The organism is Amycolatopsis sp. MEPSY49 (assembly GCF_051337345.1).
Classification (GTDB): domain Bacteria; phylum Actinomycetota; class Actinomycetes; order Mycobacteriales; family Pseudonocardiaceae; genus Amycolatopsis.
The window spans coordinates 12,895-32,354 of record NZ_JBDLYJ010000018.1; the positions used below are offsets into that span (position 1 = coordinate 12,895).

Consider the following 19,460-nt stretch of genomic DNA (forward strand, 5'->3'; position numbering starts at 1 on the left):
TTACCCTGTGATCATGCGTGGTGCGGGTGACCAGCTCAGCATCGGGGAGCGGATCGCGTTCTACCGGCGGCGGCGTGGGCTGTCGCAGGCGGTGCTTGCTGACCTCGTGGGCCGCACCGAGGACTGGTTGAGCAAGATCGAGCGCGGTGAACGGGACATCCGCCGCCTGGACGTGCTGGCCGACCTCGCGCGGGCGCTGCGGGTAACCCTGGGTGACCTGCTCGGCGAACCCGTGCTGATGGAGGAGCAGGACAAGCACGACGACGTCCCAGCGATCCGGGACGCGCTGATGGCTCCCCGGCGGCTGTCGCGGACGCTGTTCTCCTCGGCCATGTCGCCCGAGTACATCGACCCGCAGCCTGTTCGGCAGTTGGTGGAAGGTGCCTGGTCGAGCTACCAGAAGGGCGACCTAGGACGGGTCGTGACCGCGCTGCCTGGGCTGATCAAGACCACCCAGGCGATGGAGGCGGCTTCGTCGGACGACGCTGGGTACAAGCGGATCTGTGCGGCTATCTCGGCAAGGGTGCACCACCTGGCGGCGACGACGCTGAGCAAGATCGGTGAAGCGGACCTCGCGTGGATCGCGGCCGAACGCGCCATGCAGGCGGCGGATGACTCCGATGATCCGCTGGTCCTGGCCTCGGCCGCCCGCTCCGGCACGCACGCGCTCCTGGCCGTGGGCCGGTTCGATGACGCGCTTGAGCTGGGCGACGTCGCGGCGAAGTGGCTACTCCCGAGGATGGCCGAGGGTGATCCTGCCGCGCTGAGCCTGTACGGGATGCTTTACCTCCGGACGGCTGTCGCGGCGGCGCGACACCAGGACCGGACCACGGCGAACGACCTCCTTGGACACGCGAAAGCCGCCGCTGACCAGCTGGGCGTGGACGCGAACTACTGGCAGACCGGGTTCGGGCCGGCCAACGTCGAGCTGCACCGGCTCTCAGCCGCGCTGGACCTCGGCGACGTCAGTCAGGTGATCGAGACCGCCCCGCGCGTCAACGTCGACCACCTGCCGGTAGAACGCCAGGTCACGCACCTAATCGACTTCGCCCGGGCACTCAGTCTGCTCGCGAAGGACGACGATGCGCTTCAGGTCCTCCTGGAGGCCGAGCAGAAGTCGCCGACCATCGTCCGGCACAACACCATGGTCCGGGAGGTCGTGCGGTCCATGTACCGGCGTGCCCCCGCCACTGCCGGTAAGTCCTCGGCGCTGCTCGCGCTGGCTGAGCGCTGCGGCGCGGTGAGGTAGCCACATGTCGCGAGTTCTCGGGCTGGTCGCCTCCGGGGCCGGCGGTGTCGAAGACCTGCTTCCTCGCCTGATCAAGCCTGCCCAGGACGCGGGCTGGACGGTCGCGGTCACCCTGACGCCCACCGCCGGGCGCTGGCTGGCCGAGACCGGGCAGCTCGACGAGATCGAGCAGGCCACCGGCTACCCGGTGCGGGTCGAGCCCCGGTCGCCGTCGCAGAAGAGCCCACACCCCGCCCCGAGCTGCTACCTGGTCGCGCCGGCCTCGGCGAACATGGTCGCGAAGATGTCCCTCGGCATCGCCGACAACCAGGCGTTGACGCAGGTCAACGAGGCAATCGGGACGCTGAACCTGCCGGTGATCGTGTTCCCGCGCGTCAACGCCGCCCACGCGCGTCAGCCCTCCTGGACCATGCACATCGAGAACCTCAAGCGGGTCGGTGTGGACCTGCTCTACGGTGACGACGTCTGGCCGCTGCACGAACCGCGGTCCGCTCCCGGCCGGGATCTGCCCTGGTCAGCCATGCTGGACGCGATCGAGAAGGCCGTTCCGGCCGACCGCTAGTACCCACCCGGACAGTTTGTCCGGGTGATCTCTCCCACCCGGGTGTCTCCTGGTCACAGCGCGCCCAATCGGACGCGCGGAAGCCGAGACATCGGGAGAGCACATGGGCATTCACGTGGTGATTCAGCCCCTCGTCGGATACGGCGCTGCCGTCGTGTCACCTTCCCCGGGAGTCCGCCAACTGGTGGCCGGGGGCGATGAAACCGCGATCATGATCCAGGTACCGGCTCGGATCGGAGGCCTCATGGACACCGCGCGGTTCGCGCGGAGCCTCGCCGTGGCCGCGAACGAGTTCGGCGAGTGGTGCGAGACGCAGAACCGCACGCGTACCTACTCCTCTCCTCTCGGCGACCAGTGGTCGGAAGAGCGCGACTGAGCGCAAAGAAACCCATACCAGTAAAGGGAATTCAGCATGGCTATCGACAAAGGACACCGGTTCGGCATCGACTTCGACGACGCGTTTCCGCAGGGCTTGGTGATGGTAGGCGAGGTATCGCCGGACAACGAGTACCAGTCGCGTGAGGACCGGGCCGCGAATCGCCCGGTGCGACAGCGGGTTGACGAGGTGACCGGTAAGCGGCAGTGGAAGGTCATGGTCACCGACCCGGCCGAGACCCGCGCCAAGCGAGCCTCCTTCGAGATCACCCTTCTCGCCGACGTCCAGCCGGTGCCGACGACGTCGGAGGCGCTGCCCGGGATGCGGCCGATCGAGCTGGACGGGCTCACGGCGGAACCGCGCGTGGCCGGGCAGGGCGAGTTCAAGTACCAGTCCTACGTGTTCCGCGCGACCGGGTTCAAGCAGGCTGCCGCCAACGCGAAGGCGTCCCGGTCCGGCGGGTCCGGTGAGATGCCGAAGGCCGCGTGACAGCGATGGGCTTCCGCGAGCGGGTCGAGGCGTGGGAGCAGGCGTATCGGGACTACATGGCCGCCTGGGAACACGGCCGTGCGGTGCTGTCGCCGGTGAGTGCGACCAACACGGCGAACGCTGCTCGGCGGGTGTCGCGGGCGTGGCACGAACTGGCGCAGTCTCGCGGGTTGCCGTGGTGGTGCGTGGCGGCGCTGGAGTCGGCGGCCGAGGGGTTCGCCGACCTGGCCCGGGAATGGGAACAACATGACGGCAACGTGGGACGGGCTGGGGCTCCGATGGACAATCGGCGCGGGTACCGAGGTGACGGTGGAGGAGACCGGAACGGGCGCGTCACATCCGCCGGTCCTGGTGCTGGCCGGTGGGCTGTGCGTGGTGACGCTGGTACCGCCGGAGGACCAGACCGCCTGGACGGGATGCGCGGTGTTCCTTCGCCGGCTCCGCGACCACGCCGAGGACCTGGCGGCCCGCGCGGGGAGGCGTGACGGTGCGGAGGGCTGAGCCGAAGACGCTGCGGGAGGCCCACGAGGTCGTGATGGACCGCCGTCCGCCGAGCGACGCGAACCCGTCGGTGTGGCTGGCGTTCCGGCTCGGCAACGCGCGGTTGTACAAGGCTGTCGCGGACGTCGACCGGGGTCACCACCATGAGGCGCTGTACTGGGCCGGATACGAGGAACGGAAGGCGGGTGAGATCTCGGCGGAACTTCAGGCGGAAGGGACGCCTGCTGATTAGTCGCATGTAGACGACCGAAAAGTCAACAGTATCAGCGAAAAACGCACGCTCCGACGTGCGGCAATGAAGCACGTCCTGTTGCGGGTGTGTGTGATCCGTATAGGCGCAGAAGCGGAACCTGGCTACCAACCTTGCCGCTCCTGCGCTGTCCACAACCAGCGGAAGTGAACAATGACAACGCTAAACGACGACAACCGGCGAGCGTCAACGGGGGTCACCCGAACGCGCTGCGCCTCCTGCGAACGATTCGCCAAACTCCTGCCCGGCGAGACCCAGTGCGCCCCGTGCCTGGGAATGCTGCCGCTGGACCTGCGGGTGAAGCGAGGTGGTCGGTGATGTCTCCCGGCTTCGCGGTGGTCGCCCTGGCTGGGCTGGGGCTCGGTGTGTGGGTGCTGCACAAGATCGGCCGCGCCCTGGCCTCTGTGGTCGAAGGTCTGGCTGCGGCGGCCGTGGTGTTCGTGGTCCTGTGGTGGCTGTGCAAGGCGGTCGTATGGATGCTCGCGCAGGTCGTGACCCGGTGGCGGACCAGCCTCGCCGTGGTCGCGGTCTACGCCTGGTGCGAGCTGTTCGGCTGGCTCTCGCTGACGCTGATCCTGGGCGGCGTCGCGGCGGTCCTGGCGATGTGGTGGGCGATCGACGCCCTCTCGTTCGACCAGTGGTGCTGGCGGTTCCTGCGCTCCTGGTGGGCCCGCTGGGCGGTCTACGGCCGGAAGCTGCCGGAGTGGCTGCACGCCTGCGACCTCTCCGTACGTGATGAGGCGCTGCCGGTGGTGGTGAACGTGAACCTCGTCGGCCGCCGACGCGCGCTCTCCCGCTCGACGTCGAGCCGGCCGAACGCGCGACTGCCCAAGGTGCTCGGCGTTAGGTCGGGTGCCTCGTGGGACGAGGTGCAGGTAGAGCTGGTAGCCGGGCAGAAGCCGGAGGACTTCGACGAGGCCGCTCGGGCGCTGGCCGTCGCACGCAAGGTCGCTCGCTGCCAAGTCCGCGAACTGGCACCCAACGTCGTGTCGATCGACTTCCAGCGGCGTGACTTGCTTAGCGGCGGAGTGGCCGGCCCCCAGGTCCCAGACGGCGTCGACCGGACCTGCGTGGACCTGCGCGCCGTTTGGGCGGGTCGGACCGAGTACGGGCGGGACTGGCGGGTGCCGCTACTCGGCTCGGGCGCGCACTGCCTGACCGCCGGGGCCTCGGGTGCGGGCAAGAACTCGGTGATGTGGTGCCCGCTGGTCGCGGCGGCTCCGGCGATCCGGGCCGGGGTGGTGCGTATGTCTGGCATCGACCCGAAGGGCATGGAACTGGCCTACGGACGGCGGATCTTCGCTCGATATGCGGTCGGCGGCAAGGACGCGGTCGAGGTCCTGGACGGCCTGGTGGAGGAGATGGAATCCCGCAAGCGCGCCTTCGCCGGTCGACTCCGGACCATCCCAGTGTCCACGGAGTATCCCTTGGAGCTATTGGAGTTCGACGAGATCGGCGCGCTGACCAAGTACACCGACCGCAAGACCCGTGAGGCGATTGTGGAGCGCGTCGCATTGCTGACCACTCAAGGCCGCGCGCTCGGGATCTCGGTCCGTGGCTACGTCCAGGAGCCCACAAAGGACACCGTCCCGGTGCGCGAGCTGTTCACCCGTCGTGTGTGCCTGCGCGTGACGTCCAAGACCCACGTCGGGATGGTGCTTGGCGACGGTGCGTACGAGCGCGGGGCCTGGGCGAATCGCATCGGCGACTCGGAGGCCGGTGTCGGCTACGTGTGGGGCGAAGGCATCCGCGAACCGCTGCGCATCCGCGCGGGCTGGGTCTCCGACAGCACGGTCAAGGCGCTGGAGGCATACGTGACCAACGGGGGTACCGCGGATCTGCGACACGGCGGTGAGGGGGTGGCCGCGTGAACCGGCTGATGATCTTCCTCGACGCCATCCGCGACCACCTCGACTCCCATCAGCTGCCGCCGGCCGAGTCGATCGACGTCAACGCCTGGTCCAGCCCGATCACCGTCCAACTCGACGTCGACGGCCTGTCTGAGGTCGCGCGGGCGCTGCTGGTGTGGACGCGGACGCTCGAGGACGTCTCGGCTCGGCTGTGGCGGCTGGTCGACGGCAGGTGGGTGCACCTATCGATCACCGGCCGGACGCCGTGCGGCATCCCGGTCCGGGTGTTCGGGGTGGTTCCGTTCGAGCCGAGCACGTTCCCGGACCTCCCGGCTGGGGCGAAGCAGGACATGCCGGTGTTCCTGCTGCGCGGCTGGTCCTCGCCGGGGGAGGTGGCGGCCTGATGAGCGAGACACGCATGGAGCGAATGCGGACCCCGCTCGCGGCCGACGTGATCCGGGCGACGGCGGAGAAGCACGGCGTCTGCGTCCGCCCGTTCACGATGGAGGTCGGCGACACCACCACCGGTGAACTCCGGTATGTCCCGGTGCCGTGTGGGTCCACGGTCGAGTCGGTGTGCCTGCCCTGCGCACGCAAAGCGAAGGCGCTGCGGCAGGCCCAGTGCCGAGAGGGCTGGCACCTGACCGAAGAACCCAGCCTCACCCCGGAACCGCCTTCGGAGGACCACAAAGAGCTGCTGACCTACCGGGCGGACCTGGTGGCGGCCTACCGAGAGGTGGTCGACCAGGACCAGGCGGAGGCCGAAGAGCTGCGGGAGGAGATCGCCGGGGTTGATGCGGAACTTCGGCAACTCGGGATGCGGGGCCGGCTGCCCGCTCTCGACGTTCCGACCAAGCGGGCGGTGAGGCGGTCGACCAAGCGGCGGCAGGACGCTCCGAACCTGCCTCGCCGGAAGGTCGCGAAGACCACGGTCGGGCGGGAGTACGCGGGGAAGTTCCGGCCGTCGATGTTCGTGACGCTGACCTGCGACACCTACGGCCCGGTTCGCGGTGATGGTGCCCCGGTCGAGCCGTCGCGGTATGACTACCGGCGGGCAGCTCGGGATGCCGTGCACTTCTCAGCGCTGGTGGATCGGTGGTGGCAGAACCTGCGCCGGGTTGTCGGCTGGGACGCGCAGTACTTCGCCACCGTCGAGCCCCAGCGTCGGGCCGCCCCGCACCTGCACGCGGCGATCCGGGGTTCGGTGCCGCACGATGTGATTCGCCAGGTCACTGAAGCCACCTATCACCAGGTGTGGTGGCCGGCGCATGACGAGATCGTCTACGCCGATCGTCTGCCGGTCTGGGACGGCCCGGAAGCGGGGTTTGTCGACCCGGAGACGCGTCAGCCGCTGCCCCGGTGGGACGACGCGGTGGAGGCCGTTGAGCACCCGTCGCATGTCGTCACGTTCGGGCGGCAAGTCCACTCGAAGGGCATCCTCGGCGGCACCGAAGAGGCCGGCCGTCACATCGGCTACCTGACCAAGTACCTCACGAAGTCCACCGGTGAGGTGGTCGAGGCGGATAGCGCGGCCCAGGCCGATCACCACGACCGGCTCCATGCCGAGTTGTCGGTCACGCCGTGCTCGCCGCGCTGCGCGGTCTGGCTGCTCTACGGCGTCCAACCCAAGGGCGTCACAGGCAAGACCACCCCGGGGCACTGCAAGGGCCGGGCTCACCGACGGACCACGCTCGGGCTGCCCGGCCGCCGCGTCCTGGTCTCGCGGAAGTGGTCGGGCAAGACGCTCGTCGACCACAAGGCGGACCGGCGAGCGTTCGTGCTGCAAGCGCTCGCGGCCGTCGGGATCGAGAAGCCGGCCGTCGACCGATCGCAACAGGTCTGGCGGAAGGTCGAGCCCGGCGACCCGCAGGTTCCTCCTCGGCCGCACCTGGTGATGCGTGCGATCGCGGAACGGATCACGTGGAAGGCCGAGTACGACCGGGCGCTACTGGCGGCGGAGAGGCCGCCAGAAACTTCGGCAACTGGACTCGCTGCATGACAAAGGGGGAAGCAATGGAAGCACGGGTGAAGGTCGTCAGCGTCGAGGGGCTGTGGACTCCGGATGATCTGGGCACGTTCCTCGGCATTCCCGTGAAAACGTTGCGGGACTGGCGTTTCAAGGGCTATGGCCCGCAGTGGCTGCGACTTGGAAAGCACGTTCGGTATGACCCGGAGACGGTGCGCCAGTGGATCGACACGCTGAACGGCTCGACAGAAGCCGCGTAGCGGTCAACAACCCACGACGAGGACCTACCCCATGCCTCATCCAAGAGGCATGGGGTAGGCGAGTTTTCCTGTCCACCAAGAGAAAGGTGAGTTCATGAAAGGCCACGTGCAAGACCGGTGGTGGCGACAGAAGAAGGACGCGGAAGGTAAGCCGGTCTTCAATGCCAAAGGTCACCCTGTCCGCGAGAAGACCGAACTGTTCGGCAAAGGCGACCGGTACAAGGTCCGCTACTACGACCCCGAGGGCAACGAACGGAGCAAGTCCTTTCCGGACAAGCAACTCACGAAGGCCAAGACCTTCCTGACCAAGATGCAACACGACGTGCTCGCCGGTGAGTACATCTCGGCCGAGTCCGGCGAAGAGAAGTTCCGCGACTACACGGCCCAGTGGCGGAAGGGCCAGTCCTCCGACGCGGGGACCCGGCAGACCGTGAGCAATCACCTCAAGACCGGGATCTTCCCGTTCCTCGGCGACAAGCCGCTCAAGGTGGCTGCGAAGACCGACACCATTCGTGACTGGCTCGACTGGTTGGAACGGCCGAAGAGCGAAGGCGGACGCGGCTTGATGGCGTCCACCCGGGCGGTGCTGTTCGACACCGTGTCCGCCATCCTCCAGGCGGCTTACGACGACAAGAAGATCCGGGCGAATCCGTGCCGCGCGAAGAGCGTCAAGCGGCCCAAGCCCGTCCAGCGGAAGGTCATCCCGTGGCCGGACAGCCGGGTCCGCGCGGTGCGGCTCGCCCTGCCCGCCGAGTACACCGTCACAGTGCCGCTCGGGGCCGGTCTCGGGCTACGACAGATGGAGATCTTCGGGTTCAGCCCGGACGATGTCGATCGCGACGAGATGATCGTCAACGTTCAGCGTCAGATCCGGTGGATCGGCACTCAGCCGGTGTTCTCACCGCCCAAGGGCGGCAAGACGCGGGTGGTGCCGCTCGGGCAAGGCGTGCTCGACGACATCGACGACTACATGGCCACCTTCGAGCCGGTGACGCTCACACTCCCCTGGCTTGAACCGGGTGGCCGGCCTGAGACCGTGCGCGTGTTGATCGGTCGGGTGACCAAGCGCAGCGTCTACGCCAAACAGCCGATCGGCAACGTGATCAAGGGCTCCAACTTCACCAAGGACATCTGGCGGCCGGCCTTCGCGGGCGCTGGGCTGGAGTACGTCGACCGCCGAGACGGGATGCACGGGATGCGGCACTTCTTCGCCTCCACGATGCTCGCCAACGGCGTGTCGATCAAGGAGGTCGCGGAGTACCTCGGCCACCACGACCCGGGATACACGCTCCGGATCTACACCCACCTCGTCCCGTCGAGCCACAAGCGGGCACGGGCGGCGACCAACCGGGTGTTCAAGCCCCGCCGCCCGCCGCAGACGGCCCGGGATTCCGAGACGGCCTGACGACGGCCTGGCGTGGCAAAACGCAACAAAAGAGCAGGTCAGAGGCGGATCGGCTTCTTGTTCATGAACTCCTCGATCCCCAGCGCCCCCAATTCCCGCCCGATCCCGGACCGCTTGATCCCCCCGAAAGGCAAATCCGCCTCAGACCCACCCGACTTGTTGAGATAAACCATCCCCGCCTCGATCCGCCGGGCCACCCGCGTAGCCTGCACCCGATCGGTCCCGAACACACTCGCCCCCAACCCGAACGGTGTGTCGTTCGCCAACGCGACCGCTTCGTCCTCCGTCTCGGCGCGGAAAACCAGCACCACCGGCCCGAAGATCTCCTCGTGGTACGCCGCCATCGCCGGGGTCACGTCCGTCAGCACCGTCGCCTCCAGGAACGCGCCGCCGCCCGGCACCCGGCGCCCGCCCGCGCGCAACGTCGCCCCTTCGCGGATCGCCGTCTCCACCTGCGCTGCCACCTCGTCCGCCGCCGCCACCGAGGCCAGTGGGGGCAAAGTCGTCGCCGGGTCGGCCGGGTCGCCCGGCACGTAGTACTCCGCCACCCTTTTGGCCAACCGGTCGACGAACTCGTCGTACAGCTCGCCCAGCACGATCATCCGCTTCGGCGCGTTGCACGACTGGCCGCAGTTGCGCATCCGGGCCGTCGCCGTCGCCTTGACCGTCTCGTCCAGGTCGTCGGTGTCCAGGACGATCAGCGGGTCCGACCCGCCGAGCTCCAGGACGCACTTCTTGAGGTTCCGCCCGGCCTCGGCCGCCACCGAAATGCCCGCCTGCTCGCTGCCCGTCAGCGACACCCCGACCAAACGCGGGTCCGCGAGCATCCACGGCACCTGCCGGCTCGACGCGAACACGTTCACGTACGCCTCCGCGGGCACGCCGGCGTCGTGCAGGACGCTCTCGATCGCCGCCGCCGAGCGAGGGCAGATCGACGCGTGCTTGAGGAGGATCGTGTTGCCCAGCACCAGGTTCGGCGCGACGAACCGGGCGACCTGGTAGCACGGGAAGTTCCACGGCATGACGCCCAGCAGCGCCCCGATCGGCTCCTTCGTCAGCACCGCCTCGCCGCCGCGGAGGGTGAGCGGCTCGTCGGCCAGCAGCTCGGGCCCGCGCTCGCCGTAGTACCGGAAGATGTCGACGACGACGCCGACCTCGCCGCGGCCTTCGTTGATCCGCTTCCCCATCTCGAGGGTCATGATCGCGGCCAGCTCGTCGGCGCGCTCGGCGAACAGCTCCGCCGCGCGCAGCACGATCGCCGCCCGTTCGGCCACCGGCCGGGCGCGCCAGGCCACGAAACCGCCGTGGACGCGGTCGATCGCCGCGCGGACCTCCGCGTCGGTCGCGTTCGGGATCTCCTCCACGAGTTCACCGGTGGCGGGGTTGGTGACTGAGTACATGGCGGCCTCCTCTGCCCACGGTAGCCTACTGCATACTGTATACACCATGGGATCAGTGATCGACACCCGCGCGGCGGTACCCCTGAGCGCGTGATCGACTATCGTTCCCCCATGACGCTGGAGATCACCGGCGGACCCGAATTCGCCGCGCTGGCAACGGAAAGACTGCGCTGGACCCGTCACTACGCGGGTGGCGACGTCACGTTCGGCTGCCCCACGCGCTCCGCCGACCGCACCCCGCGGGTCTGGAGCGCCCGCGGTCTCGGCCTGCCGGAGGACGAGCTCCCGGGGTTCGCCGCGCAGTTGCGCCGCGTCATGAAGCACGAGACGTACTGGATCGCCCGCGCCGCGTGCGCGGACCGCCGGGCGGGCGACGCCGCGCGCTGGTCTCCCGGCCGCTACGACGACGAGGACGGCTTCGTGTACTTCGCCGGCCCCTGCACGCATGGCGACCGGTGGCCGGGCTACCGGCCCGCGACGGAGTTGACGATCGCGCTGCCGCACATCCGGGGGTTGCGGATCCGGGTGGCCGCGTACCTGGCGTCAGCCCGGCCCCCGGAAACGACATGAATGAGTCATTCACGTCACCACACGACATGAATGAGTCATTCACGTCACCGGAGCCGAGCCGATGATCAGCCGAGCCGTCCGAGCGGGAGCCGTCGCCGCCGTCGTCAGCGGCCTCCCCTCCACCGCCCACGCCCTGCTGACCGGCCGGGACGTCCTGGCCGCGACCCGCGCGGCGGGCACCCTGCTCCCCGGCCGGCGCGACCGGCCCGGCATTGCCGCCGGGCTGGTCGCGCACGTGCTGGTTTCCACCTTCTGGACCGGGGTCCTCGCCGGTACCAGATGCCGAGGTGTGGCCCGCGGCGCGCTGGCCGGCCTGGCGATCGCGGTGCTGGACCTGTGCGTGGCCGGCCGGGCCTACCCGGCCGTGCGGGCGCTTCCCCACGCCCCGCAGGTCCTGGACCACCTCGTGTTCGGCGCCGTCGCCGGCGCGCTGCTCGACCGTCCACACGGGACGGATCAGCGCACGACCTCGACGACGTCACCCGGGTGCAGCGAGTTGTAGAACGTCACCGCGGCCGCGTGCGAGAGGTGCACGCACCCGTGGGACTTCACCTTCAGGCTGCCCTGGTGGAACGCCACGCCGGTGTTCGTGAAGAACACGGAGTACGGCATCGGCCCGTTGTACTGCTTGCTGTAATGGTCGATGTCCTTGTACTGCACGTGGAACTTCCCCACCGGCGTCGGGTACTTCGGCAGCCCGACGGTGATCGGGACGCCGCCGTAGGTGACGTTCCCGGCGCCGTCCGTCAGCCACGCCGTATTCGAACTGCGCTGGACGCAGGCCTTCGCTTCGGCGCTGCACGGCGTCGACGCCGCTTCGGCCGTTCCCGCGAACGCCACGGTCCCCGCCATCGCGGCGACCCCGCCCAGTAGTGCGATCATCCTCCGGTTCATCGTGTGCCTCCCGTTGTCGTTCGGCTACACGATGTAGAGTGCCCAGTTTTGCGATCTTCGAACCGGAGATCACCGAGCCGGTTGCGACAACCGCAGGAACTCGTTCTGCTCACGGTCGTAGCGCTGGGTCAGGCCGTTGCCGTATCGGTCCCACCAGTTCGCGGTGTGCCCGCCCTGGCGGGTGGTCGTGTCGCCGTAGATCTGGCGGTCGTACTCGATGCGCGCGTCGCGGAACTCCTGCTGGAACTGCTCCGGTGTCAGACCCTGCACGTGCTGTACGGCGGCGTCGCTGATCGTGCGCGAGCTGCGGACGATGTCGTCGCCCGCCATGTGGTTGAGGATCGCGCGGACGCCGCCCGCGCCGCGCATGTGCGCGCCGGACATGATCGCGGCCTGCGTGCCGGGGTCGGTGAAGTTCAGCGCGCCCGCGGTGCGCGCGTTCGCCGTCATCAGGTCCGAGACGACGGCGCGCTCCTCCGCGCTGCCGATGCCGTACTGCTCGCGCGCGGCGATGATCCGGTCGTAGCCGTTGTGCATGTTCTGCCGGAAGCCGTACGCCTCGGGCACGCCGCCCTGTTCGCCCGTCGCACCTTCGGAGCGCATGATCGAGTCGACGACGCGCGGGTCGAGCTGCTGCGGCGCCGCCGCGGCCGCCGCTCCCCCGCCGCCCTGCGCGGTTTGCGCCTGGCCGCCGCCGTAGGCCTGGGCGACGTCGGAGTCGGCCGCGTTGTAGGCGTTCGCGGCCGTCTGGACGTTCTGGTTGACGTTCGTGATCAGGCTCAGGAACTTCTGCAGCGCGCTGCCCAGCGTCGAATGCAGCGCCGAGTTCGCGGCGGCCACCCCGCTGCCGATGCCGGCGAACGACAACGCGTCCAGCACCAGGCCCTCCAGGTCGCGCGTGGCCGACAGGAAGGACGACCCCACTTCCTCGACCGCCTTGGCGACCGTCCCCATTTCCGTGGTTTCGGCGCGGTAGGCCCCGGCACTCATGGTCTGCTCCCTCCGGACACCGGCTGTGCGCGTAGAGCATTTCCCACCCGGGCCGGGCCGCCCCACGGCCGAATTACCCACTGCGGTACCGGCGGGAGTGCCCACCCCGGCGCTAAAGTCGGGAGATGGACAAGCCCCAAGACGATGCGAACGTCGTGGACGGTGAGCTCGTCGACGAGACACCGACCGCCGCGATCGCGATCCCCTCGCCGCCGCTGCCCGACCCGGACTACAGCGCGGGTGGCGTGCCGAGCTTCGACTTCGTCCGGGACAAGATCGAGAACCGGTACAACACCTCGCTCGGCTCGGTCGACGTGGCCGGGCTGGGCACCGAGAACACGGCCGAGACGCTCGACAAGAAGATCGCCGACCGCGACCAGGCGGCCAAGGACCGGCTCGAGGCGATCCGCCGGTCGATGCGCGGCGAATAATCAGCCGAAGATGGCGGCCGGATCGCCGGTGTACCAGGCGTTTTCGATCACCACCCGGCGCATGACCCAGCGGTCGCCGTCGCGGACGAGACGCACGTCGTAGCGGTTCTTCAGCAGCGCGTGCGTCCCGTGGTCGGCGCTGAGCAGGTGCTGGGCCTCGACCAGGGCCGTCAGCCGCGCGGTGTCGCCGTCGGCGGTGACACGCGGGTTCGTCACCTGGTGGGTCGTGTCGACGCGGCCCTCGAACAGGGCGAGGATCGTGTCGACGATCGCGTCGCGGCCCGTCATCAGCGGCGGCCGCGCGCCCCAGCGGGCGGCCGCGGGCCGGAAGTCCAGCTCGGCGTCGGCGGCGAACGACGACGCGAACAGCTCGCGGTCCTTGAGGTCTTGGCCGAGGCCGAAGCGGTAGAGGGCGTCGATGATCTCGGTGCGGTCGTGAAGGTCCATGCCGTCAGCCTCGCGGCGCCCACGCGGCCGATCAACGCGCTTCTGTGCCACGATCGTGAAGCGAAGGTTAACGATCCTGGGGACTTGATGGCGGAGACGCGTGAGATCGAGGCGTTCCTGACGCTGGCCGAAGAGCTGCACTTCGGCCGCACGGCGGAGCGGCTGCGGGTGTCGACCGCGCAGGTCAGCCAGACGATCCGGAAGCTGGAACGGCGGATCGGCGCGCCCCTGTTCACCCGGACCAGCCGCCGCGTGGAGCTGACGCCGGTCGGGCGGCAGCTCGCGGCCGATCTCGGGCCGGCGTGGGCGGCGGTCTCGTCGGCGCTGGCGCGGGCGGTCGAGGCCGGGCGCGGGGTCACCGGGACGCTGCGCGTCGCATTCGGCGACGCCGCGGGCGGGCAGCTGCTGGCCGGGGTCGCCGAGCTGTTCCGGCGGCGGGCGCCTGGCTGCGAGGTCGAGTTCCGCGAGGTGCGCCCGGCCGAGATCCTGCCGTGGCTGCGCGAGGGCGAGGTGGACGTGGTGCTGGCCGGCCTCCCGCTCGACGGCCCGGGCTTGGTCACCGGCCCGGTACTGGTGCGGGAGCGGCGCTTCCTGGCGATGGCGGTCGGCCACCCGTTCGCGCGGCTGGGCACGGTGCCTGTTTCGGACCTCGGACGGGTGACGGTGCTGCGCTGCGCGCTGCCGGACCCGTGGCTGGACGAGCACGCGCCCGACGCGGTGACGCGGCCCCGGGCGGGGCTGCAGGAGTTGCTCACGTTGGCCGGCGCCGGTGAGGGGGTGTTGCCGGTCGGCGCGCACCTTCGGCGGTACTACCCGCGGCCTGATGTGGCGTACGTCCCGTTGGATGACGCGCCCCTGCTGGAGTGGGGCTTGGTATGGCGCGAGGGTTCGGCGACGGCCCGGGTGCGGGCTTTCGCCGACGCGGCGGCCGAGCTGGTGCGCGAACCGGCCTGACGGGGGCCTAACGCCCCACGCAATCGACAGCCGGCGTCAGCCCCGCGACCACCACGCCGACCGACCGCGCCCCACAACCGCCGTCAGCCCGGCAGCCACCGCACCGCCACCGGCTGGCTGGCCGCGATCGCCGACAGCCGGTTCGGGAACACCCGGACGCGGTCCCCCAACCCCGTCAACCGCACCACCCGGTCGGCCACGCTCCCCGGCCGCACGATCAGGCAGCCGGCGATTCCGCGGTCCCGGCACGACTCCACCGCTTCGAGCAGACCCCTGGCTCCACGCGCCGAAAGAAACTCGAGCGTCGCGAGGTCCAGCACCAGCAAGTGCGGCGCCGGCAGTTCGCACAGGGCCGCTTCGATCAGCGTCGTCCACCGCAGCACGGTGTCGATGTCCAGCTCGCCGCGGATTTCGACGACCAGCACGCCGCTGGTCCGTTCCGTGACGGCTCCGTCGTGCTCGTGCATCGCGCGCGCCTCCCCGGGGCCGGTTCGGGGGCGGCCCCGGGCTCATCCTCCCACCGGCACTCGGCGGCGGCCGCGTGGTTCGCGAAGAAATCTTGTGCCGCAAGCGAACGGCCCAACCCGGCGCAGCCGTCCGGCTCAACGTCCACTGTGGACGCTCAACCGCGCCAGCCACTCCCGCAGCATCGTCAGCTCGGCCGCGGACAGCGGCGTCGGCCCGTCCAGCCGGGCGGCGAGCGTCGTCGCCGTGACCGCGGCATCCCCCGGCTCCGGCGCACCCTCGGCGAGGACGCCCGACAGCACGCTTTCGCGCACCCGCACGGAAAACTCCCGATCCGGGTACAGCTCCGGCCGGGTGACCATCGACAGCGCGACGCCCGCGTTGGCCGCCATCACCATCTGCGCGGCGAGCGGGGGCGGCACCTTCAGCCGCCCGGCCGCCGCGCAGCGCTCGAGGACCGCGAGCAGCAGCCCGTGCGCCTCGGCCGCCGCCCCCGGCGGGGTCGACAGACCCGCGTACAGCACGCGGTAGTGGTTGGGGTGGGCCAGCGCGAACGCGACGTGGTTGTCCCAGCCGTCGCGCAGGTCGCGCACCGGGTCGTCGGACGGCTTCGCGGCCCGCTTGCCGGCGAGGTAAGCCTCGAAGGCGTGGTCGACGACGGCGGCCAGCAGGCCCTCCTTGTCGCCGAACTGCCGGTACAGCGCCGGCGCGCCGACCCCCGCGGCCTCGCAGACCGCCCGCGTGGAGAACTCGCCCGAGCGCCCCAGCAGCTCGGCCGCCGCCTCCAGGATCCGCGTCCGCACGTCCACCGCGGCGACGCTACCAGCGGTTACCGTCGATATCAAGATGAGGGTAGCGACGATCCACAGCTCATGTTAGCGTCGATGTCGCCAAGTCGAGAACATCGATACCGAAGGACACGCCCATGCCGTTCGCCAACTTCAAGGTCCCCGCCGGCACCCTCACCGCCGAGCAGAAGGAGCTCATCGTCACCCGCACCACCGACCTCTACGCCGAGATCTACGGCGACCGCGCCCGCGCGAACACGATGGTGCTGGTCGAAGAGGTCACCGACGGCGGCTGGGGCATCGGCGGCGACGTGCTCACCCTCGCGAAGCTCCAGGCGGGATGACGTCAGGCTTCCGTAAGACTCCCGTGGAATCATCGGCTGACCACCGAAGTTGTACAGGTGGCAGCACCACACGAGGAGAAGGAGTGACGCCGTGACCACGTCAACCGAAAGGGCCGTCCTGGCCGGCGGCTGCTTCTGGGGCATGCAGGAGCTGTTCCGCCGTCAGCCCGGGGTGATCTCGACCCGGGTCGGTTACAGCGGCGGCGACGTCCCGAACGCCACCTACCGCAACCACGGCACGCACGCCGAGGCCATCGAGGTGGTCTACGACCCCGCGCAGACCACGTTCCGCGACCTGCTCGAGTTCTTCTTCCAGGTGCACGACCCGACGACGAAGAACCGCCAGGGCAACGACATCGGCCTGAGCTACCGGTCGGCGATCTTCTTCGAGAACGACGAGCAGAAGCGCGTCGCCGAGGACACCATCGCCGACGTCGACGCGTCCGGGCTGTGGCCGGGCAAGGTCGTCACCGAAGTCAGCCCCGTCGGCGACTTCTGGGAGGCCGAGCCCGAGCACCAGGACTACCTGCAGCGCATTCCGAACGGGTACACCTGCCACTTCGTGCGCCCGGGCTGGAAGCTCCCGAAGCGCGAGACGACCGCCTGACACAGTCGTACCAAGAAGGCCCCTTCGCCGATCCCCGGCGAAGGGGCCTTCGCCGTTCGGACGCGGGGAAGATCACCCGAACGGCGGTGATCCGCTTCCAGTCCTGAGTGGACAGTCAACACCCAGTATCCCAATGGCGGGAAATGTCCTTTTTGGGAAGTATTGCGGTCGATAGATAAGTCCGTACGTTAGTCGCTTGTTCACGAGGCTCCGGCACCGGATTCTGATTTCCGTTCCACAGCACCACCTCTCGTCCCCTTGATCCGGCCCGGCCTCGACCCCGGGCCTGGTTCACCCTGCCCGGAGGGAATTCCTCGATGGATCTGAGACGTCCTGTCGTCTTGGCAGCAACCGGCGTACTCGTCGGCGCGCTGTGCATCACCGGCACCGCACAGGCCCAACCCACCCCGAACGCCACCCCGGACGCGGCCCCGAGCGCCGTGGCCCAGGCCGCGACCGCGGCCGCCGGCCTGGTGGCGAGCAGGCCCGCCGCGCTGCACGCCAGCGCGGACGACGTTTTCCTGGCCCAGAAAGCGATTTCCTCGACCAACGGGCTGCAGTACATCCCGTACGAGCGCAGCTACAAGGGCCTGCCGGTCGTCGGCGGCGACTTCGTGGTCGCGACGAACTCGACGGGCCAGGTGCTCGGCACCTCCGTCGCGCAGGACCAGACCATCAACGTCGCCACCACGGGCGCGAAGGTGACGAAGGCCGCGGCCGAGGCGACCGCGCGGCAGCAGCTGTCCGCCGTGGACAGCGTGAGCCCCGCCCAGCAGGTCGTCTACGCGCTGGGCACGCCGACGCTGGCGTGGAAGAGCACCGTCGTCGGCCGCGACGCCGAGGGCCCGAGCCGGCTCGACGTCATCGTCGACGCCGCCACCGGCAAGGTGCTCAAGACCCAAGAGCACGTCATGAACGGCGACGGCACCAGCGCGTACAACCGCCCGAACCCGGTGCACCTCGACACCACGCAGTCCGGCAGCACGTACTCGATGAAGGACCCGAACCACCCCACCGAGTCCTGCCAGGACGCGGCCAGCAACACGACCTTCAGCGGTCCGGACGACGCGTGGGGCAACGGGAACGCGACCAGCCGCGAAACGGGCTGCGTCGACGCCCTGTTCGCCCTCCAGACCGAGAACAAGATGCTCTCGCAGTGGCTGGGCCGCAACAGCTTCGACGGCAACGGCGGCGGCTGGCCGGTCCGGGTCGGCCTGAACGACCAGAACGCCTACTACGACGGCACCCAGGTCCAGATCGGCAAGAACACCAACGGCCAGTGGATCAGCTCGATCGACGTCGTGGCGCACGAGCACGGCCACGGCATCGACGACCACACCCCGGGCGGCATCTCCGGGGCCGGCACGCAGGAGTTCGTCGCCGACGTCTTCGGCGCCTCGACCGAGTGGTTCGCCAACGAGCCCTCGGGCGGCGACGTGCCGGACTTCCTCGTCGGCGAGACGGTCAACCTCGTCGGCTCCGGCCCGATCCGCAACATGTACAACCCGTCGGCGCTGGGCGACAAGAACTGCTACGACAGCTCCGTCCCCAACGGTGAGGTGCACGCGGCCGCCGGCCCCGGCAACCACTGGTTCTACCTGCTGGCCGAAGGCACCAACCCGACCAACGGCCAGCCGACCAGCACCACGTGCAACAACACCTCGATCACCGGCATCGGGGTCCAGAACGCGGTGAAGATCTTCTACAACGCGATGCTGCTCAAGACCTCCAGCAGCTCGTACCTGAAGTACCGCACCTGGACGCTGACCGCGGCGAAGAACCTGTTCCCGGGCAGCTGCACCGAGTTCAACACCGTCAAGGCGGCGTGGGACGCGATCTCCGTCCCGGCGCAGTCGGCCGACCCGACCTGCTCGGCGACCGGCACCGTCACCGTGTCCAACCCGGGCAACCAGTCCACCGTGACCGGCGCTTCGGTCAGCCTCCCGCTTTCGGCGAGCGGCGGCACCGCGCCGTACACCTGGTCGGCCACCGGCCTCCCGGCCGGCCTGTCGATCAACTCCTCCACCGGCACGATCTCGGGCACCGCGACCACCGCGGGCACCTCGAACGTCACCGTGACGGCGAAGGACGCGGCGGCCAAGACCGGCACGGCGTCGTTCACCTGGACCGTCGGCACCACCGGCGGCTGCTCCGGCCAGAAGATCGTCAACGGCGGCTTCGAGTCGGGCAGCGGCAGCTGGACCGGCACCACCGGCTCCATCGGCCAGTGGGGTTCGCAGGGTGAGGCCGCGCACGGCGGCACCTACTCGTCCTGGCTCGACGGGTACGGCTCGACGCACACCGAGTCGATCGCCCAGTCGGTGAGCATCCCGGCCGGCTGCCACGCCAGCCTGACGTTCTACCTGCACATCGACACCGCGGAAACGACCAGCAGCACCGCCTACGACAAGCTGACCGTCACCAACGGCAGCGCGACGCTGGGCAGCTACTCCAACCTGAACAAGGCCTCCGGGTACGCCCTCAAGACGATCGACGTCTCGTCGGCCGCCGGCGGCACCCTGGCGCTGAAGTTCACCGGCACCGAGGACAGCTCGCTGCAGACCTCGTTCGTCATCGACGACGTGGCTGTCACCCTGAGCTGAAACTGAATCACTGAAACGGGGAGACCGGTGATCCGGTCTCCCCGTTTCGCGTTTTCCGG

24 protein-coding genes are annotated in these 19,460 nt (G+C 69.4%); 18 read left to right on the forward strand and 6 right to left on the reverse strand.

Annotation, left to right across the window (positions count from 1 at the left end):
• The first annotated feature begins 13 nt into the window (after window positions 1–13).
• The 11 genes from ABFJ78_RS44655 (at window position 14) to ABFJ78_RS44705 (ending at window position 8,908) form a co-directional block, all read left to right on the forward strand.
• Complete coding sequence (locus ABFJ78_RS44655; protein WP_436393509.1) at window positions 14–1,249, forward strand: helix-turn-helix domain-containing protein; 1,236 nt, start codon at window positions 14–16, stop codon at window positions 1,247–1,249.
• A 4-nt stretch (window positions 1,250–1,253) separates the two neighbouring features.
• A complete protein-coding gene (locus tag ABFJ78_RS44660; protein WP_436393510.1) occupies window positions 1,254–1,811 on the forward strand; it encodes a flavoprotein in 558 nt (185 codons plus the stop codon).
• Window positions 1,812–1,914: 103 nt separating this feature from the next.
• Complete coding sequence (locus tag ABFJ78_RS44665) at window positions 1,915–2,187, forward strand: hypothetical protein (RefSeq protein WP_034286343.1); 273 nt, start codon at window positions 1,915–1,917, stop codon at window positions 2,185–2,187.
• Window positions 2,188–2,223: 36 nt separating this feature from the next.
• Window positions 2,224–2,676 carry a hypothetical protein gene (locus ABFJ78_RS44670; RefSeq protein ID WP_436393511.1) on the forward strand — a complete coding sequence of 151 codons (453 nt, stop codon included), beginning with the start codon at window positions 2,224–2,226 and terminating at the stop codon, window positions 2,674–2,676.
• A 246-nt stretch (window positions 2,677–2,922) separates the two neighbouring features.
• Window positions 2,923–3,177, forward strand: coding sequence for a hypothetical protein (locus ABFJ78_RS44675; protein ID WP_436393512.1), 255 nt, complete (start codon window positions 2,923–2,925; stop codon window positions 3,175–3,177).
• Window positions 3,158–3,409: an AMED_5909 family protein gene (locus ABFJ78_RS44680; protein WP_436393513.1), complete on the forward strand. Its 252-nt coding sequence runs from the start codon at window positions 3,158–3,160 to the stop codon at window positions 3,407–3,409. Before ABFJ78_RS44675 ends, ABFJ78_RS44680 begins: the two co-directional genes overlap by 20 nt.
• Before the next feature lie 335 nt (window positions 3,410–3,744).
• On the forward strand, window positions 3,745–5,298 hold the full coding sequence (locus ABFJ78_RS44685) for an FtsK/SpoIIIE domain-containing protein (RefSeq protein ID WP_436393514.1): 1,554 nt from the start codon (window positions 3,745–3,747) through the stop codon (window positions 5,296–5,298).
• Window positions 5,295–5,681 (forward strand): hypothetical protein, encoded by a 387-nt coding sequence (locus ABFJ78_RS44690; protein WP_436393515.1) that lies wholly within the window; start codon window positions 5,295–5,297, stop codon window positions 5,679–5,681. The genes ABFJ78_RS44685 and ABFJ78_RS44690 overlap by 4 nt, the downstream gene beginning before the upstream one ends.
• The gene (locus ABFJ78_RS44695; protein ID WP_436393516.1) at window positions 5,681–7,276 is read left to right on the forward strand and encodes a replication initiator; all 1,596 of its coding nucleotides are present in this window, start codon (window positions 5,681–5,683) and stop codon (window positions 7,274–7,276) included. The genes ABFJ78_RS44690 and ABFJ78_RS44695 overlap by 1 nt, the downstream gene beginning before the upstream one ends.
• 14 nt (window positions 7,277–7,290) lie before the next feature.
• Window positions 7,291–7,503, forward strand: coding sequence for a helix-turn-helix transcriptional regulator (locus tag ABFJ78_RS44700; protein ID WP_436393517.1), 213 nt, complete (start codon window positions 7,291–7,293; stop codon window positions 7,501–7,503).
• 94 nt (window positions 7,504–7,597) lie between these two features.
• Window positions 7,598–8,908, forward strand: coding sequence for a tyrosine-type recombinase/integrase (locus ABFJ78_RS44705; RefSeq protein ID WP_436393518.1), 1,311 nt, complete (start codon window positions 7,598–7,600; stop codon window positions 8,906–8,908).
• A gap of 38 nt (window positions 8,909–8,946) precedes the next feature.
• Here ABFJ78_RS44705 and ABFJ78_RS44710 read toward each other — a convergent pair whose 3' ends face one another.
• Window positions 8,947–10,308 (reverse strand): NAD-dependent succinate-semialdehyde dehydrogenase, encoded by a 1,362-nt coding sequence (locus tag ABFJ78_RS44710; protein ID WP_436393519.1) that lies wholly within the window; start codon window positions 10,306–10,308, stop codon window positions 8,947–8,949.
• A 111-nt stretch (window positions 10,309–10,419) separates the two neighbouring features.
• On the opposite strand from ABFJ78_RS44710, the gene ABFJ78_RS44715 reads away from it, so the two are divergent.
• Together ABFJ78_RS44715 and ABFJ78_RS44720 are read left to right on the forward strand one after the other, a co-directional pair.
• Window positions 10,420–10,878: a hypothetical protein gene (locus tag ABFJ78_RS44715; RefSeq protein WP_436393520.1), complete on the forward strand. Its 459-nt coding sequence runs from the start codon at window positions 10,420–10,422 to the stop codon at window positions 10,876–10,878.
• A gap of 61 nt (window positions 10,879–10,939) precedes the next feature.
• Window positions 10,940–11,380 carry a hypothetical protein gene (locus tag ABFJ78_RS44720; RefSeq protein ID WP_436393521.1) on the forward strand — a complete coding sequence of 147 codons (441 nt, stop codon included), beginning with the start codon at window positions 10,940–10,942 and terminating at the stop codon, window positions 11,378–11,380.
• Here ABFJ78_RS44720 and ABFJ78_RS44725 read toward each other — a convergent pair.
• Both ABFJ78_RS44725 and ABFJ78_RS44730 read right to left on the reverse strand, forming a co-directional pair.
• Window positions 11,335–11,772, reverse strand: a complete 438-nt coding sequence (locus tag ABFJ78_RS44725) for a L,D-transpeptidase (RefSeq protein WP_436393522.1) — start codon at window positions 11,770–11,772, stop codon at window positions 11,335–11,337. The genes ABFJ78_RS44720 and ABFJ78_RS44725 overlap by 46 nt on opposite strands.
• Before the next feature lie 69 nt (window positions 11,773–11,841).
• Window positions 11,842–12,762, reverse strand: coding sequence for a hypothetical protein (locus ABFJ78_RS44730; protein ID WP_436393523.1), 921 nt, complete (start codon window positions 12,760–12,762; stop codon window positions 11,842–11,844).
• A gap of 125 nt (window positions 12,763–12,887) precedes the next feature.
• Here ABFJ78_RS44730 and ABFJ78_RS44735 point away from each other — a divergent pair, with 125 nt between their 5' ends.
• Window positions 12,888–13,193, forward strand: a complete 306-nt coding sequence (locus tag ABFJ78_RS44735; RefSeq protein ID WP_436393524.1) for a hypothetical protein — start codon at window positions 12,888–12,890, stop codon at window positions 13,191–13,193.
• Here the strand turns inward: ABFJ78_RS44735 and ABFJ78_RS44740 are convergent, their stop codons facing one another.
• Window positions 13,194–13,640: a nuclear transport factor 2 family protein gene (locus ABFJ78_RS44740; protein WP_436393525.1), complete on the reverse strand. Its 447-nt coding sequence runs from the start codon at window positions 13,638–13,640 to the stop codon at window positions 13,194–13,196. It abuts the gene before it with no gap.
• Window positions 13,641–13,727: 87 nt separating this feature from the next.
• Between ABFJ78_RS44740 and ABFJ78_RS44745 the strand changes: the two genes are divergently transcribed.
• A complete protein-coding gene (locus ABFJ78_RS44745) occupies window positions 13,728–14,594 on the forward strand; it encodes a LysR family transcriptional regulator (RefSeq protein ID WP_436393526.1) in 867 nt (288 codons plus the stop codon).
• Window positions 14,595–14,677: 83 nt separating this feature from the next.
• On the opposite strand, the gene ABFJ78_RS44750 is transcribed toward ABFJ78_RS44745, so the two are convergent.
• Both ABFJ78_RS44750 and ABFJ78_RS44755 read right to left on the reverse strand, forming a co-directional pair.
• Entirely contained in the window at window positions 14,678–15,061 is a 384-nt protein-coding gene (locus ABFJ78_RS44750) for an STAS domain-containing protein (RefSeq protein WP_436393527.1), read from the reverse strand.
• Window positions 15,062–15,196: 135 nt separating this feature from the next.
• Window positions 15,197–15,868, reverse strand: a complete 672-nt coding sequence (locus ABFJ78_RS44755) for a TetR/AcrR family transcriptional regulator (protein WP_436393528.1) — start codon at window positions 15,866–15,868, stop codon at window positions 15,197–15,199.
• A 116-nt stretch (window positions 15,869–15,984) separates the two neighbouring features.
• On the opposite strand from ABFJ78_RS44755, the gene ABFJ78_RS44760 reads away from it, so the two are divergent.
• The 3 genes from ABFJ78_RS44760 to ABFJ78_RS44770 all read left to right on the forward strand — a co-directional run bounded on the left by ABFJ78_RS44760 (window position 15,985) and on the right by ABFJ78_RS44770 (window position 19,401).
• A complete protein-coding gene (locus ABFJ78_RS44760; RefSeq protein ID WP_436393529.1) occupies window positions 15,985–16,191 on the forward strand; it encodes a tautomerase family protein in 207 nt (68 codons plus the stop codon).
• A 91-nt stretch (window positions 16,192–16,282) separates the two neighbouring features.
• Entirely contained in the window at window positions 16,283–16,798 is a 516-nt protein-coding gene (msrA, locus tag ABFJ78_RS44765) for a peptide-methionine (S)-S-oxide reductase MsrA (RefSeq protein ID WP_372665695.1), read from the forward strand.
• 317 nt (window positions 16,799–17,115) lie between these two features.
• Window positions 17,116–19,401, forward strand: a complete 2,286-nt coding sequence (locus ABFJ78_RS44770) for a M4 family metallopeptidase (protein ID WP_436393530.1) — start codon at window positions 17,116–17,118, stop codon at window positions 19,399–19,401.
• Window positions 19,402–19,460 lie beyond the last annotated feature (59 nt).